This is a genomic window from Paenibacillus marinisediminis (genome assembly GCF_054343325.1).
Genome location: NZ_JBTGUH010000005.1, coordinates 77,711 through 92,144, shown reverse-complemented (window position 1 = coordinate 92,144; position 14,434 = coordinate 77,711). Strand labels below are relative to the sequence as shown.

The following is a 14,434-nucleotide window of genomic DNA, read 5'->3' as shown; positions in this document are numbered from 1 at the left end:
AATTCGATTGCGAAGGGAGAATGACGTATGAATCGTTTCTTGCAAAAGATGAAAGACGGCGCGTCGAAAGCATCAGAGAAAGCGCAGAATGTCATGGAGCTGAACCGAGTACAAGCTCAAATCGACAGCCGATTGAAAGAATTGAAGAACAATACATATGAAATCGGCTATCTGGCCTTTGAAGCATATAAAGAGCAGGACATGGAATCTCTTTCAACGAAGATAGAGCAGTTGGCTGAGGTAAATATGGCGCTTGAACAAGAAATCGAGCAGCTGGAGTGGAAACGCTGCGAGCTTCGCAATGAGAAGCGATGCGATTGCGGTCAGACCGCCGCTTGGGAAGCTAATTTTTGCGCGAAGTGCGGCGCTAAGCTGCCTGATCCGCCGAAGTTCACGCATGAGATGGCAGCGACGATGGAACCGGTTGAGGAGTTTGTGGAGTTTGAGGTTCAGGAACTGCGTCCGTACCGCCACAATGAATCCGCTATGACACCAATTGAGTATACAGAAGACGCTGATCCATATTATAACGACCAAGATGAGCAGGCTCTTCCGGGGTACTCTGCAGCTCAGACGGAGGAAGAGCAGAAGCGCTCTGCGGGATCCACGATCAATGGACATAAGCAGGAGAATACGTGGACATGGAATTTTCCTGAGAAGGAGCCGCTGCTAAGAGCGAATCGGCATCTAACGGAGAGCCAAGTTGATCCGAATCAGCAAATCTGCAAGCATTGCAACGCAAAGGCTGATCTAGAAGCCAAATGGTGTGAGCGCTGCGGTACGCCATTTATTTAGTATGATTTCTGGCACCTCGCACCACCTAGATCCACATCGAGAGAGGAGGCTTCAACCTGATGAATGATCTTATTCGACAATTACGTTCTATCGGATTTACGGAGATGGAAGCCAAGATCATGATAACACTGTCTGAACAAGGAATGATGACAGGTTATGAAGTCGCTAAAAAATTAGGTGTGTCTCGATCCAATGTATATGCTGCCTTACAGCGTCTTGTTGATCATGGATATGTCTTGGTGACTCAAGGAGATCCTACTCATTACAAGGCGCTGGACGCGCGCCAGCTGACTGCCATGATGAGCGAGCGTATGCAGCAATCTCTCAAATATGTGGAGTCGCATATGCCTGTTGGGTTGCGTGATGAAGGCGGCTTCTTCAGTATAGAAGGGGAGAAGTCGGTCCTGGAGACATTCAAGCGAAGCTTATCGCAGGCAGAAACAGAAATTATCGTTGATGCTGCTCCACAAGATGCGGCAATCGTGCAGGATGAGCTTAGACTGGCGGAGGGCCGTGGAGTCAAGGTGTTGTGGTCACTGTCAAATGAAGAAGGGGAAGCCCGCAGAGCGGAGGCGCTCATGCCGGATATCTATGCTGGTATCGCACCTGCAGCTCATCGCTTTGTCGTGATCATTGATCGTCGGAAGACGCTTATCGGCATGCGCGGGGATGGAAGTTACACGAAGGCGTTGATGACGGATCACCCTGCCGTCACGGAGCTCGTGTTAAGCCACTTTATCCAGGATATTATCCTGTATGAGCTGGAGCAGGTCATGGACGATAAGATGCGCGACAATGTGGGGCCTCATTTTTCAAAGCTGATTGATCCGTATCTTGGAGCTTAACTCGTCTGCGCGGCTCTATTGCCTGTTTATCATGCATCAAATGTCGCAAATACAGCTTGCTTCTAAGAAGTATCTGCAACGTTACTCGTTCTCAACCGTATGATCTTCTATACCATGAGTTCTTAGATTATGACTGCACGAAGATGGTTATAGTAAGAAGTAGTCAATCTAAAGTCACTCGATAACAGATGTCATGTGAGGAGGAGCAGGAGTGGCAGAATGTATTGTTCACTTTGAAGTACACGAGAACGGTGGAGAAGTATCTAAGCTGCGTGGATTGGTCATGATTGAGCCTGGCAAGAAGCCGACTGTGGAAGAAGTCCAAGACATGCTTCAAATGATGGGGTATCCCGTTAAAATAGACGATAAGGAACGTTATGAGTATGTGCCAGCTACGAGCGGAGTGGATTGGAACAAGATTATCGTCAAGAAGATGGATACGGGTGAGGAGACCTTTACACCTGATATGCAATTGAAGGCATTGGCTGAATCGATGATGCAGCGCAATAGCCGTTCTATATAAGGATATAACGAAGACCGCCTTGTTTCGCTTCGCTGGAAGCGTGATTCAAGGCGGCCTTTGCATCTAGGGTATGATTATATGCAGCGGTTATCAGGATTTAGATCCGATTGCTGCTTGCTCCAGCGTAGATGTGCAATGCGGACAGCGAGTTGCTTCTATCGCAATCTCGGTGATGCAATAAGGGCACTTCTTCGTTGTTGGCTCGGCTTGTACAGCCGGTTCATCCTTAGTGCGGCTACGATTCAGCATATTGACCACTTTCACGAGGAAGAACACGGACAATGCTATTAACAGAAAATCGATCAAGACGCTAATAAAGTTCCCGTATGCAATGACGGGAATGTTCTTTGCCTGCGCATCCGCTAGAGTTGCAACATCCGAGCCGTCAAGCGCATAGAACAGATCCTTGAAGTCGACATTGCCGATCAGATATCCGATTGGAGGCATAATTAAGTCATTGACTATAGATGTGACGATCTTGTTGAATGCAGTACCGATAATAACACCGACTGCAAGATCGATAACGTTGCCTCGCATCGCGAATTCCTTGAATTCCGTGGCTAATGATCTAATCTTGGATTGTTTAACCTCTCCCATTTCTAATTCATCCTTCCATTTCTTAAATACTTATGCATTATAACCTTCTTGTCGACTCCGTGAAACAAAAACATCTATGGGACGTACATGCTGATCTGATTCGGATGCAGCTGCGCTTCGAATGTGCCGACACCAACCGGTTCTCCATCGCCAATTGTAATGACTTCGCTGATCGGCTCGACTTGAATACGTCTGCCTCGTCTCATTGTGACATAGCTCAGGTTGACATGCTTGCCTGTAAATACGGTCGGGAGCAAGCGAAGAAGGGTCATTCTGCTGCAGCCATGCACGATGCACATATCAAACAAGCCGTCGTCTGCTCTCGCCTCTGGGCAGATGCGAATGCCTCCGCCATAGGAATTCACATTAGAGATAGCAGCAAGCCATACTCGGTCTAAGGTAATCGTTTCATCATCGATTCGGATGCTCATCGATGTCGGTTTGAACGTAAACAACGTATGGATAATACCGATCAGATAGGCGACTTGACCGAGTCTCAGCTTGTTGCACCAGCGCTTATAGAAGCTTCGGTTTACAACATCGGCTACAGCAGAATCGAAGCCGGTCGCAAGCGCAGTTAAGGTCCATCTCCCGTGTGATTTCAGCATGTCTACCTGTTGAATCTTGCCTTGAACGATGACTCGCAGAGCTCCTAGCGGGTCCATTGGAATACCGAAGCCTCTGGCTGTATCATTGCCCGAGCCGGCGGGTATAATAGCGAGAATACCGCTTCTTTGCTCAATAACAGACAGCAATCGATGGATCGTTCCATCTCCGCCTATTACCGCGACAACCGAATTCGGATATTGCTCAAGGTGAGTACGCACTCGATCTTCTGCTTCCTCTGGGCTATCAGATAAGTATGCCACATATGGTACCCTTTGTTTCTTGCACTCGCGCTCTACTAACGACCACACGTTAAGACCATTGCCGTTGCCGGCGCGGGGATTGATAATGAATAAATTCAAGCTGCACCTCTCCCATAATGTCCATTGTGCCTCATATGAGTCTATTAAATACATTCTTGTATTTTATTATAATAGCATAATTGGTATTAGAAGGAATGATTAAATAGATCGCTGTTACATAATCATGAAAGAGTGGCTGTCTCAAAATGGGAGCCGGGAGCGGACACACGAGCCGTTATTTGCAGCAAATACCACTAATTCTCCATGCTAGCGGACTGTAGAGCCGTTATTTGACCCGAATAAGCAGCTTAGTGCTAGTTTTGAAGCAAATAGCGTCATCTGTGTCCGCTAGCCCTCAAAAAATACCCTGAAATTATGAATTAGCGGCCCCTGTGTCCGTTCAAGCGCGGGTCATACGGTCTTACTGTGGGTTGTCTCGAAAAAGGGGCATGCTCCTTCAGTAGAATGATCTACTTTCAGGGCATGCCCCTATCTTATTTGTCTCCGCGATCTGTGTGTTTACTGACGTCCGTCTGATTCGTGCGATCTTCATCTTTAGACTTCGGAACTAGCCGTTCATCTGTTCGTCCTTCGTGATGATTATCAAAAATATATTGCTGGAGCTGCCATTCTGTTGCTCCTAATTGGGGATCTGATGGGAATGTTTGACCGCGGTGAAGCACTTCTTCGCGTCCCCATTCATTCGCATACACGCCATCTACTTCAACCGGCTCACGGCTGATCGGATTCATCTTATCGTTTTCTTTCGACATGCGCGTTCTGCTCCTTTCTGAACTCGTTAATCCCGGTCATGATGACCGCAAGCCAGCCCGGACGTATGTTGGCGTCAGCCGGGCGAGAACAGCTTGTCTAACGATTAACGTACCCTCAAGAAGCCGCTTCTATCCGCATTGTAGAAGTCAGGCGGAGATCATGCAGTCGACCATGACTTAAGAGGCGCGTTGATAACGATTCTCCACTTTCTTGCCGATCATCCATAATAGCCAGAGGACAAGGACAGCGAGCAATATACGCCAAGGGTGATGAATAAAGGTCTGCCACTCATTTCCGATAAAGGCGATCATAAAGATCATGACAGCCTTGCCGGCTGCAACCGCAGTGACAAATGTACTAAATGGGACTGTACTTATGCCAGAAGCGACATTTATCAGTGAAGAGGGCGTAAAGGGAAAGCAGTATAACAGAAAGATTGGCGTAAAGCCTTTCCGTTCGATCCAGTGAAAGAATCGCTGAGTTCCCGGCATCCGCTTCTGAATGTACATCCCAAACTTGCTGCCGAACCAGCGAGCGAGCCAGAATACGGTAATGGAGCCTGCGCATGCGCCGATCCAAGAGAGCAGAAACCCCCACCACAAGCCATATGCTGCGGCATTTCCCATAACCAATACGATCAACGGCAGGAATGGAAGGAATGCTTCCGTAAATGGCAATATAATACCTGGCAGCGGCCCAAGGTTAGAATAGTGGTGCAGCCATGTTTCGACTTGCTGCATATCAATGTTTTTTAGATAATTCCATAAGTCGTGAGACCAATCTCCCATGATTGTACATCCTTTCCCGAGTTCAATCTGCTAGCTATTCCATACACACGCTAATGTTCTGCGAACCAACGGGAAGGAAACAGCATATATACAATGGCAATAATGCCGAATAAACCAGCGCTTAACCATACCACAGCGGATACGGACCACAGATCAGCAAGAAAGCCGCCAAGTACAGGTCCGATCAGTACGCCGATCCCCTCAACGGTTGAGAGCAAGCTCCAACCCAATCCCTTTTGTTCAGGAGGAACATATAAGGCAAGCAGCGCGTTCCATGCAGGTAGTACTGCCGCGTAGGAAATGCCTAATATGACGGCCAATAGGAAAGCAATTGCGATCGGCGGATAGAAGGCTAAAGAAGCCAGTGTAATCGCGAAGATAGCGAAGCCTACATATAAGAACGGCTTGCGTCCTGTTCGATCCGACCATTTCCCCATAGGTACGAGTCCTGCGATAGTACAAGCCCCTCCGACAAGCAGCAGCAGCGAATACTGTGTGTTGCTTAACGATAGATTCTGTTCTGCGAAGGTAGGCAGTATCGGAACGAGCATGCTGACGCCGAGCGTCTGAAGCACCATTCCAGGCAGAAGCGGCCGCATGGCCTTTAAGCGCTCCTTAAGCGCCTCCCATTGCTCATGGAAGGGAGCTTGTTTAATCTGTGCGCCTGATGGTTTAGTGCCTGGCACCGCAAAGCTAAGCAGCCATGCCGCGCTAATCAGAATAAGCAGCAGCGCATAGGACCATTGCGCAGAATAATCCAGCATGACATTCAGCACTGCCGGTCCAGCGCCCATACCGACCAGCCAGATCGTATATAGGAAGCCCATCTGTGCGGCTCGCTGTTCTTCTTGGACCTTGGTCAAGCATACGATCCAGACAGGCGATATGCCAACGCCATAAAGTCCTGCGGCAAAGATAAAGATCAAAGGCTGATCGCCCCAATGAAATAAGACTAATCCAATCAAAGATATCAGCATGCCAACGTTAATAATGATGCGCGCGGACCAGCGGTCGAGCAGGTATCCTATCCCTACCTTTAATACCGTATCAGTCAAGTAGTGGGCTGTAATTGCTGTTCCGATGACGGATAGGCTGATGCCTAGCTCATTTTTTCCGTAGATGGGAATGAAGCTGATTAATGTCGCTCCTCGAACAAACTCAACCAGAAAGAGGATGACGGCCAGCAGCAAGATATCGGGACCGAGTCCCAGTGAGCGAATCGATTTCACGTGTAGTGCTCCTTTAGGTGTAAGTCTGAAATTATTATATCGTTATGTCCCATCCATTTCCAACTTGATCCCTTTGTATGCGTTTGACGAATACGGCGCATTAGATTCCTTCATACGGAACAGTTAAATTTTTATTTACTTTATGGCATAGGAATGGTATTAATATGGATTGGTGATTATTAATTAGTAAAATATTACAAATTAGTAGTTTGATTTTGCAGCTCGTTTGAATATGATATAATAAAGGTTAAATAGGTTGCGAATTCCAGCATTAAATGCGAAGTCCGAAGAGTTCTCGGTTGCAGGTTATGTCCTACAACGCTTTAGGAGGGAATTTTCATGGCAACAAAAGGTCATAACGAAGTGAAAGAAAGCTTGGTAGAGATGACGAAGATTTTTCGGCCGAAGAACCCTCGAAAGTTTGTGCGCGAGTACATTCGGAAATATCGAATCATGGGCGGCTATGAAGATGAATTGACTCAGTTAGTCGAGCTGGAGATGGATAAGATAGACTCCAGTGTGTCTTAGAGTTCAATTCGAGCAGTAAGTACAGTAAAGAGAATATTATTATTTTTTGATGGGGGCGTACCGTTTATTCGGTGCGTTTTCTTTGCGTTTAGGCCTAATTTTGATGTGCAGAGCGCGACGTGCAGATGTGTGGATGTCATAAGGCTCAGATGAGCTGAATATGACTACAAGAGGTCTAATAGACGGCGAAGCATCGAATGGGGAAGTGAGAGCATGTCAAGGATTGAGATCAAGACGACGGAACAAATAGCGAAGATGCGAGCGGCCGGGAGAATCGCTGCACGCTGTCATCAGATGATAGCGTCCAAGCTGGCTCCTGGAGTGGCAACGCTTGAGATTGATCGATTTGTTGATCGGTGGCTGGCTAAGCAGGGGGCATCTGCCGCTCAAAAAGGCTACCGCAGCTACCCCTTCGCCATCTGCGCTTCGAGAAACGAAGTGGTCTGTCATGGATTGCCCAATAACCTGCCGCTCCGTTCCGGTGATATCGTAACGATCGACCTCGTGGTGAATTATAAAGGGTGGTTAGCAGATATGGCCTGGACCTATACGGTCGGAAAGGTGCAGCCAGAAGTGAAGAAGCTTGTCTACCATGCCCATAAGGCGCTGTTGAGAGGTGTTCAGCAGGTTCGTGTCGGCAGCACGGTAGGGGATGTATCGGCTGCGATGGGCCGCTATGCGCGTGAAAAGGGGTACGGGATGGTGCTGTCCATGATCGGGCATGGTATCGGTCGTGAGCTGCATCAAGCACCGGAAGTGCCTAATGATGGGATCGCGGGTACAGGACCGATGTTGCAGCGAGGAATGGTGATTACGGTGGAGCCAATTCTGACCTTAGGCAGGACAGGTCAAGTATGGACAGCGCAGGACGGATGGTCAGTCCATACGGTGGACGGCAGTTGGGGAGCGCACTTTGAGCATACAGTTGCTGTCACAGCAGCCGGTGGACGTATTCTTACCGAGTTCATCGAACGCAAGAAGCATGCTTATCATCTCGGTAAAAAGATGAAGCGGTAGTCGTGCGAAGAGCAATCTGAAACGCTTTTGTGAGGCTGATAGACTGGAAGTACATGAAGAAAATTCCTTATATTATTACAATTCTGTGAACAATGTGAACGGATAGATTGATATTGTCACATTATTGTATCGATATTTAGAACGGATTGTAGCAAATAGGAATATATGGTACTAGTTGAGCGTGCGATTTATATCAAAGGGCTTAGAACCATGTAAACATTGGAAAAAACATCCTCGTAATAGAGAGGAAATGACAGCAATCGTCTAAGCTCGACAGCGGTTTCGAGAGGTTTGAACTATTTTGGTAACGCTTACAAACGTTGATTTGACGCGGTTTAGAGCCGTATTTGAACACTTTGTGAACTCGACGGTAAACATTGACAAATAAAAATATGGAAATTATATTTAGGTAAGTGATTCGATTAATTGACAGGGTTGCAACATCCGTGTTTCAGCCGATCATCTACCTTGAATTGACCATACAGGCGCCCGAAGGATTGAATGTCCGCGGGCATTTCTATGTCTGCATCGGTCAAGCAGGTGTCCGCTTTCGATTACTATACATAATCTCCTTCATACATAATCTCCAACACCGCTAATCGCTAGAGGAAATCGGAAAGAACGCGAGATGTCATGTCATGCAATGATCTACGAAAAAGGAAAAAGTGGGGTTGATCAATGATGAAACGGTGGCACGCTGTGAAACGACTCCTTCCTCTGTTTGCGGGGCTCGTATTGCTCCTTAGCGCTTGCGGTCGTGAGGACCTATCCGCTATCAATCCGCAAGGCCCGATTGCGGAGCAGCAATTCGATCTGATGAAGCTGGCGATTATCATCATGACTTCGGTAGTTGTCGTCGTATTCGCTATCTGCATCTATGTTATCATCCGTTTCCGCCGGAAACCGGGACAGAATAACATACCCGTACAGGTTGAGGGCAGTCATAAGTTAGAAGTGATATGGACCGTTATTCCGATTATTTTGCTCATTATCTTGGCTGTACCAACCGTTAAATACGTGTTCGCTTTCGCGGAGGATTACAGTAACGATAAAGATGCGATTAAGGTTAACGTGGTATCGCACCAATATTGGTGGGAATTCGAGTACCCTGAACTCGGTATTCGTACTGCGCAGGATCTCGTTATTCCGACGAATAAGAAGATCGCGATTAATCTGAAAACGGCCGATGTGCTTCACTCTTTCTGGGTGCCGGCATTAGCGGGCAAGATGGATACGAACCGTGAAGGAAACTTCAATAATATGTATCTTGAAGCTCCGAAAGAGAATGTATATCGCGGCAAATGCGCTGAGCTGTGCGGACCTTCTCATGCTTATATGGACTTCAAGGTTAAAGCTGTCGGTGAGGCGACCTTTACCGCTTGGGTCAATGAGATGCTGGCAGAGCCTAAGCCGTTCGAAGGCGACGCCGATGTTGCCGATAAGTTCAAGACTAGCTGCTTGACTTGCCATGCTGTTGATAATGTTCAATCCGCAGGTCCGAACTTAAAAGGGATCGGAAGCAGGGAGGCAGTCGGCGGTATACTCCTGAATCGTGATAATGCAGAGGAAGCAATCGAGCAGAATGCAGTGAAAGATCATCTGCGCAGATGGCTTGTGGACAACGAAGGAGAGAAGCCAGGCAACCGTATGGGCAACATTCCGTTGAACGATAAGGAACTAGAGCAGATCATAGACTACTTGTCGAACTACAAGCTGGAATCCTTGAAAGAAGTTAACAAACAATAGCAAGTTATATTAGCATCTTCTAGGGGAGGTTACGACCTTGGCACATACAGCGCACACAGTGAAGCGGTATCGTGGCTTAATGGATTGGCTCACAACGGTCGACCATAAGAAGATCGGTATTCTTTACCTTATCGCAGGCGCTTTATTCTTTGGCATTGGCGGTATTGAAGCCATACTGATCCGAGTTCAATTGTGGAAGCCATTGAACGATTTCGTATCCGCGCAGCAGTTCAACGAACTGATCACGATGCACGGTACAACCATGATCTTTCTTGGGGTCATGCCAATCATATTTGCACTTATGAATGCGATTATTCCTTTGCAGATCGGCGCGCGCGACGTTGCGTTCCCATTCTTGAACTCTCTCGGCTTCTGGACGTTCTTCTTCGGCGGCTTGCTCCTGAACTTGAGCTGGCTGTTCGGAAGCGTGCCGGATGCGGGATGGACGGCATATGTTCCGCTATCCACAACGGAATACAGCCCGCATCGGGGTGTGGACTTCTATACGGTCGGATTGCAGATTGCGGGTATAGGTACATTGCTCGGGGGTATTAACTTCCTGGCAACTATCATTAATATGCGCGCTCCAGGCATGTCTTACATGCGCATGCCGATGTTCACTTGGGCTTCTTTTATTACATCTGCACTCATCTTGTTCGCTTTCCCGGCCATTACGGTAGGTCTTATTCTCTTGACCTTCGACCGCTTGTTCGGCGGCAACTTCTTCGATGTCGTAAACGGCGGTAACCCTGTTCTATGGCAGCATCTATTCTGGATATTCGGTCACCCAGAAGTATATATTCTGATCTTGCCGGCATTTGGAATCATATCTGACGTTATCAGCACATTCTCTCGCAAGCGGCTATTCGGTTACAGCTCGATGGTGTTTGCAACGATCTTGATCGGCTTCCTGGGCTTCATGGTATGGGCTCACCATATGTTCACGGTAGGTCTTGGACCAGTAGCTAACGCGCTGTTCTCGATCGCGACGATGTTGATCGCTGTACCAACAGGGATCAAGATCTTCAACTGGCTGTTTACGATGTGGGGAGGCTCGATCCGCTTCACAGCTGCGAATATGTATGCGGTAAGCTTTATTCCGACGTTCGTTATGGGCGGCGTAACAGGTGTCATGCTCGCATCCGCTCCAGCGGACTTCCAGTTCCATGATACGTATTTCGTTGTTGCCCACTTCCACTATGTAATCGTAGGCGGCTTGGTGCTCGGCTTATTCGCAGGCTTGCACTTCTGGTGGCCGAAGATGTTTGGTCGTATGCTCTCCGAAGGGCTCGGCAAGGTGACGTTCTGGATGTTCTACATCGGCTTCCAATTGACGTTCTTCGTTCAGCACTTCTTGGGACTGACAGGAATGCCGCGGCGAGTATTCACTTATCTGCCGAACCAAGGCTTCGATACGATGAACCTGGTAAGTACAATCGGTGCAATCATGATGGGTATCGGGGTTATTATGTTCTTAATTAACGTCGTGATCACTACAATGAAGCCAGCGACGGCTTCAAATGATCCTTGGGAAGATGGACGTTCGCTAGAGTGGACGATTTCATCACCTGCTCCAGAGTATAACTTCAAGCAAATTCCGCTTGTTCGCGGCTATGATGCTTGGTGGAAAGAGAAGATGGAAGGCAATAAGGAGATGTCGCCTGCTGAACCGGTTGGATCGATTCACATGCCGTCACCAACGATTCTGCCGTTCATTATGTCTATAGGATTGTTCATTATGGGCTTTGGTTTTATGTTTGCCAAGGACTCGTACAGCAATGCTTTTGTAGGCTTCTTATTCAATAACTACATTATCTCGGCTATCGGCGCGCTGCTGCTGTTCGGCAGCATGTTCTTACGCTCAGTCATTGATGATCATGGTTACCATATCGAACCGGAAGAGCTGGAAGATAAGGGGGTTAAAGCATGAGCGCACCTGCACATCAAGTAGAAGGCCATTGGCCGGCAGAACCAGAAAAGGCTACGCTGGAAGGACGCAATAAGGTGCTTGGCTTCTGGTTGTTCCTGGGCGGGGAATCGGTATTATTCGGTACGCTGTTCGCTACATTCCTTGCTCTGCGCAACTCTATAGGTGATGGTCCCGCAGCTTCTGAGCTGTTCCAGCTTCCATTGGTCGCATTAGCGACTATACTCTTGCTGACAAGCTCATTGACGAGCGTGTTCGCGGTTCAAGGCATGCACCAGAATAATGTGAAGTCGATGCTGAGCTGGTTGATCGTAACGGTAATTCTCGGCTTTGGGTTCTTATGCTTGGAGATATATGAATTCATGCACTATGTAAGCGAAGGACATACGTTTACGACGAGTGCCTTCAGTACTGCATTCTATACGCTTGTAGGCTTCCACGGCGCTCACGTGGCATTCGGTGTATCGTGGATCACGATCCTGATCGTGCAAGTGAAGACGCGCGGTTTGAACTTAGTTACTGCGCCGAAGGTATATGTGTCGGCGATCTATTGGCACTTTATCGACGTCGTGTGGGTATTCATCTTCACCGTCGTATACTTAATGGGAAAGTTGGGATAGCATATGGCAGCACAACAACTGACTTCCAATGATGGAACGAAGCGCCGTCATAAGCATGAAGGGAAACAGAAGCATATTATTGCGTTCTTGTTCTCCATCTTTTTAACCTTGATCGCTTTCGCAGCCGTCGGTTCCGCAGGTGAACTCAATTCAACCTTTGTCGTTATTATATTGTTGGTCATGGCAGTGCTTCAGGTTGTTATTCAGATGGCGTATTGGATGCACATGAAGGATAAAGGACATTTGATGCCGATCATCTTCATTATAGGCGGCGCATTTATCGCCTTCACGAGTATTATAATGGCTGTTTACTGGGTATGGTGGAGCTAGCTCTCCTATCCGGAGGTTGTAGAGGTGGTGCTTTAGCGCCGCCTCTTTTTCCGTAAGTAGGTAAAATGTGGCGAAACGATGACAGCACAGGCATAAGGGAGGGATGCGCCAATGTTCGGATTGGAGAAATACTTTTCAGCGGCTGATTTGTGGAGCCCGCTGCTGCTGATAGCTGCATTGCTAATCATCGTATTGTATATGGGATTGACGGGGCCATTCCGTGAAAGATTTGCTGGCAGTGAGCCTGTCAGTTTATTTCGTAAGTTGATGTTTATACTAGGTATCTTACTTCTGTACTTTGTACAAGGAGGGCCTATTAATGTGATGGGCCATCTGATGTTTTCATTTCATATGGTGCTCATGTCGATCTCCTATATTATTGCACCGCCGATGATTATGATCGGAATACCGGACTGGTTGTGGCGTTTTCTATTGGACCGGCCGTTTATGCATAAGTTCAAGTGGATCATGCATCCGATTCTAACTGCATTGCTGTTCAATGTGTTGTTCTCCGTGTATCATGTTCCGGCGGTGCATGATTATATCATGCTGAACTTCGGGGTTCATGTCGTGTACTACATCGCGCTGTTTATCACTTCGGTTATGATGTGGTGGCCGATCGTTAATCCGGTTGCCGAATGGGAGTATATAAGCGATGTGAAGAAGATGGGCTATATCTTCCTGAACGGAGTGCTCATCACCCCTGCCTGCGCGCTCATCATCTTCGCGCCGGAGCCGTTGTACGCGACTTACACGGACGCAGAAACTTGGGCGCAAGCGATGGGGTATTGTGTGTCGGGAAATACGCAAGCATTGCTTGCTTTGACCCAGAATACGGGGCCGCAATTCTTCAGTTGGTTTACACCGATTGAAGACCAGCAGCTTGGCGGCATCTTCATGAAATTGGTACAGGAAACGATGTATGCCACCATTCTCTTCACGGTATTTACTCGATGGTTCCGTCGTGAAGGCAAGGACGATGAGGATCGTGCTGATGCAGCCGACACTAAGGTTGTCGTTGAATCGACACTGACAGGGCAACTTAATTGAGCCTAATCCTGTTATAATGAAACTGCTCGGGGGATTATGCATAATTAGGAGGGAATTGTAGTTGGATTTATTTGATATAATGCCAGCGGTTAGTACGAGCTTTATTGCTATCAGTGCTATATTAGTAGCCATAGGTTGGGTACTTATCATCAAAGGCAAGAGAGAGGCGCACAAGAAAACGATGCTGGCTGCAGCGGTTGCAGCGCTTCTGTTCTTCATCATCTATGTATCGCGAACCGTATTTGTGGGGAATACAGCGTGGGGCGGACCGGATAGCCTGAAGACGGTGTATCTCGTGTTCTTGTTATTTCATATTGTCTTGGCGACGACATCGGCGGTATTCGGCTTAACAACCTTGTACACCGGATTAAAAGGGAAGTATAGCCGCCATCGCAAGATTGGCCGTGTGACGTCTGTTATGTGGTTCGTGACGGCAATTACGGGGGTCACGGTGTATGTGCTATTGTATGTCTTGTATCCTGGCGGTCATACGAAACCGATGATCGAAGCTATATTTGGATTGTAAGAAGAAAGGGGCTGTCCCAAAAGTGGATTCTTCCACCTAAGGGGCAAGCTCCTTTTTTACATAATTATGCGTTATATTCCCAGTTGTCGATCTTACTAATATCCCACTGCCGGCCTTTAGCCGGGAGTGGACACACGAGCCGCTATTTGCGGCAAACACCACTAATTCGCTATACTAGCGGACCGTAGAGCCGTTATTTGACCGGAATAAGCAGTATAGTGCTAGTTTTGA

Annotated in this window: 16 protein-coding genes; 11 read left to right on the top strand and 5 right to left on the bottom strand. The window is 47.7% G+C overall.

Annotated elements, in window-relative coordinates; all coding sequences use genetic code 11:
- Nucleotides 1–27 precede the first annotated feature (27 nt).
- From ACXX53_RS13355 to ACXX53_RS13345, 3 genes are all read left to right on the top strand, one after another.
- Nucleotides 28–795 carry a zinc ribbon domain-containing protein gene (locus tag ACXX53_RS13355; protein ID WP_458569148.1) on the top strand — a complete coding sequence of 256 codons (768 nt, stop codon included), beginning with the start codon at nt 28–30 and terminating at the stop codon, nt 793–795.
- Nucleotides 796–854: 59 nt separating this feature from the next.
- Nucleotides 855–1,640 (top strand): TrmB family transcriptional regulator, encoded by a 786-nt coding sequence (locus ACXX53_RS13350; protein WP_458569147.1) that lies wholly within the window; start codon nt 855–857, stop codon nt 1,638–1,640.
- A gap of 211 nt (nt 1,641–1,851) precedes the next feature.
- Nucleotides 1,852–2,163, top strand: a complete 312-nt coding sequence (locus tag ACXX53_RS13345) for a dipeptidyl aminopeptidase (RefSeq protein ID WP_458569146.1) — start codon at nt 1,852–1,854, stop codon at nt 2,161–2,163.
- A gap of 90 nt (nt 2,164–2,253) precedes the next feature.
- Here ACXX53_RS13345 and mscL read toward each other — a convergent pair whose 3' ends face one another.
- The 5 genes from mscL to ACXX53_RS13320 form a co-directional block, all read right to left on the bottom strand.
- Nucleotides 2,254–2,760, bottom strand: a complete 507-nt coding sequence (gene mscL, locus ACXX53_RS13340) for a large-conductance mechanosensitive channel protein MscL (RefSeq protein ID WP_458569145.1) — start codon at nt 2,758–2,760, stop codon at nt 2,254–2,256.
- Between the two features lie 74 nt (nt 2,761–2,834).
- Complete coding sequence (locus ACXX53_RS13335; RefSeq protein ID WP_458569144.1) at nt 2,835–3,728, bottom strand: diacylglycerol/lipid kinase family protein; 894 nt, start codon at nt 3,726–3,728, stop codon at nt 2,835–2,837.
- 434 nt (nt 3,729–4,162) lie between these two features.
- Entirely contained in the window at nt 4,163–4,441 is a 279-nt protein-coding gene (locus ACXX53_RS13330; protein ID WP_458569143.1) for a transposase, read from the bottom strand.
- Between the two features lie 177 nt (nt 4,442–4,618).
- Nucleotides 4,619–5,230 (bottom strand): TVP38/TMEM64 family protein, encoded by a 612-nt coding sequence (locus ACXX53_RS13325; RefSeq protein WP_458569142.1) that lies wholly within the window; start codon nt 5,228–5,230, stop codon nt 4,619–4,621.
- A 50-nt stretch (nt 5,231–5,280) separates the two neighbouring features.
- A complete protein-coding gene (locus ACXX53_RS13320) occupies nt 5,281–6,459 on the bottom strand; it encodes an MFS transporter (protein WP_458569141.1) in 1,179 nt (392 codons plus the stop codon).
- Between the two features lie 339 nt (nt 6,460–6,798).
- Here ACXX53_RS13320 and ACXX53_RS13315 point away from each other — a divergent pair, with 339 nt between their 5' ends.
- From ACXX53_RS13315 to ACXX53_RS13280, 8 genes are all read left to right on the top strand, one after another.
- The gene (locus ACXX53_RS13315; RefSeq protein WP_458569140.1) at nt 6,799–6,987 is read left to right on the top strand and encodes a hypothetical protein; all 189 of its coding nucleotides are present in this window, start codon (nt 6,799–6,801) and stop codon (nt 6,985–6,987) included.
- Nucleotides 6,988–7,200: 213 nt separating this feature from the next.
- On the top strand, nt 7,201–8,004 hold the full coding sequence (gene map / locus ACXX53_RS13310) for a type I methionyl aminopeptidase (RefSeq protein ID WP_458569139.1): 804 nt from the start codon (nt 7,201–7,203) through the stop codon (nt 8,002–8,004).
- A gap of 678 nt (nt 8,005–8,682) precedes the next feature.
- Nucleotides 8,683–9,750, top strand: coding sequence for a cytochrome c oxidase subunit II (gene coxB, locus ACXX53_RS13305; RefSeq protein WP_458569138.1), 1,068 nt, complete (start codon nt 8,683–8,685; stop codon nt 9,748–9,750).
- Between the two features lie 79 nt (nt 9,751–9,829).
- Nucleotides 9,830–11,680: a cytochrome c oxidase subunit I gene (ctaD, locus tag ACXX53_RS13300; RefSeq protein WP_458569331.1), complete on the top strand. Its 1,851-nt coding sequence runs from the start codon at nt 9,830–9,832 to the stop codon at nt 11,678–11,680.
- Nucleotides 11,677–12,297: a cytochrome (ubi)quinol oxidase subunit III gene (locus ACXX53_RS13295; RefSeq protein ID WP_458569137.1), complete on the top strand. Its 621-nt coding sequence runs from the start codon at nt 11,677–11,679 to the stop codon at nt 12,295–12,297. Before ctaD ends, ACXX53_RS13295 begins: the two co-directional genes overlap by 4 nt.
- A gap of 3 nt (nt 12,298–12,300) precedes the next feature.
- Nucleotides 12,301–12,627, top strand: coding sequence for a cytochrome C oxidase subunit IV family protein (locus ACXX53_RS13290; RefSeq protein ID WP_458569136.1), 327 nt, complete (start codon nt 12,301–12,303; stop codon nt 12,625–12,627).
- A gap of 111 nt (nt 12,628–12,738) precedes the next feature.
- Nucleotides 12,739–13,677, top strand: a complete 939-nt coding sequence (gene ctaG / locus ACXX53_RS13285) for a cytochrome c oxidase assembly factor CtaG (RefSeq protein ID WP_458569135.1) — start codon at nt 12,739–12,741, stop codon at nt 13,675–13,677.
- 61 nt (nt 13,678–13,738) lie between these two features.
- A complete protein-coding gene (locus ACXX53_RS13280) occupies nt 13,739–14,203 on the top strand; it encodes a DUF420 domain-containing protein (RefSeq protein WP_458569134.1) in 465 nt (154 codons plus the stop codon).
- Nucleotides 14,204–14,434: the final 231 nt, after the last annotated feature.

Coding starts and splice junctions, on each gene's coding strand:
- ACXX53_RS13315 (WP_458569140.1), top strand. CDS start 6,799: ATGGCAACAAAAGGTCATAACGAAGTGAAAGAAAGCTTGGTAGAGATG.
- ACXX53_RS13325 (WP_458569142.1), bottom strand. CDS start 5,230: ATGGGAGATTGGTCTCACGACTTATGGAATTATCTAAAAAACATTGAT.
- mscL (WP_458569145.1), bottom strand. CDS start 2,760: ATGGGAGAGGTTAAACAATCCAAGATTAGATCATTAGCCACGGAATTC.
- ACXX53_RS13330 (WP_458569143.1), bottom strand. CDS start 4,441: ATGTCGAAAGAAAACGATAAGATGAATCCGATCAGCCGTGAGCCGGTT.
- ctaD (WP_458569331.1), top strand. CDS start 9,830: ATGGATTGGCTCACAACGGTCGACCATAAGAAGATCGGTATTCTTTAC.
- ACXX53_RS13290 (WP_458569136.1), top strand. CDS start 12,301: ATGGCAGCACAACAACTGACTTCCAATGATGGAACGAAGCGCCGTCAT.
- ACXX53_RS13355 (WP_458569148.1), top strand. CDS start 28: ATGAATCGTTTCTTGCAAAAGATGAAAGACGGCGCGTCGAAAGCATCA.
- map (WP_458569139.1), top strand. CDS start 7,201: ATGTCAAGGATTGAGATCAAGACGACGGAACAAATAGCGAAGATGCGA.
- ACXX53_RS13350 (WP_458569147.1), top strand. CDS start 855: ATGAATGATCTTATTCGACAATTACGTTCTATCGGATTTACGGAGATG.
- ACXX53_RS13295 (WP_458569137.1), top strand. CDS start 11,677: ATGAGCGCACCTGCACATCAAGTAGAAGGCCATTGGCCGGCAGAACCA.
- coxB (WP_458569138.1), top strand. CDS start 8,683: ATGATGAAACGGTGGCACGCTGTGAAACGACTCCTTCCTCTGTTTGCG.
- ctaG (WP_458569135.1), top strand. CDS start 12,739: ATGTTCGGATTGGAGAAATACTTTTCAGCGGCTGATTTGTGGAGCCCG.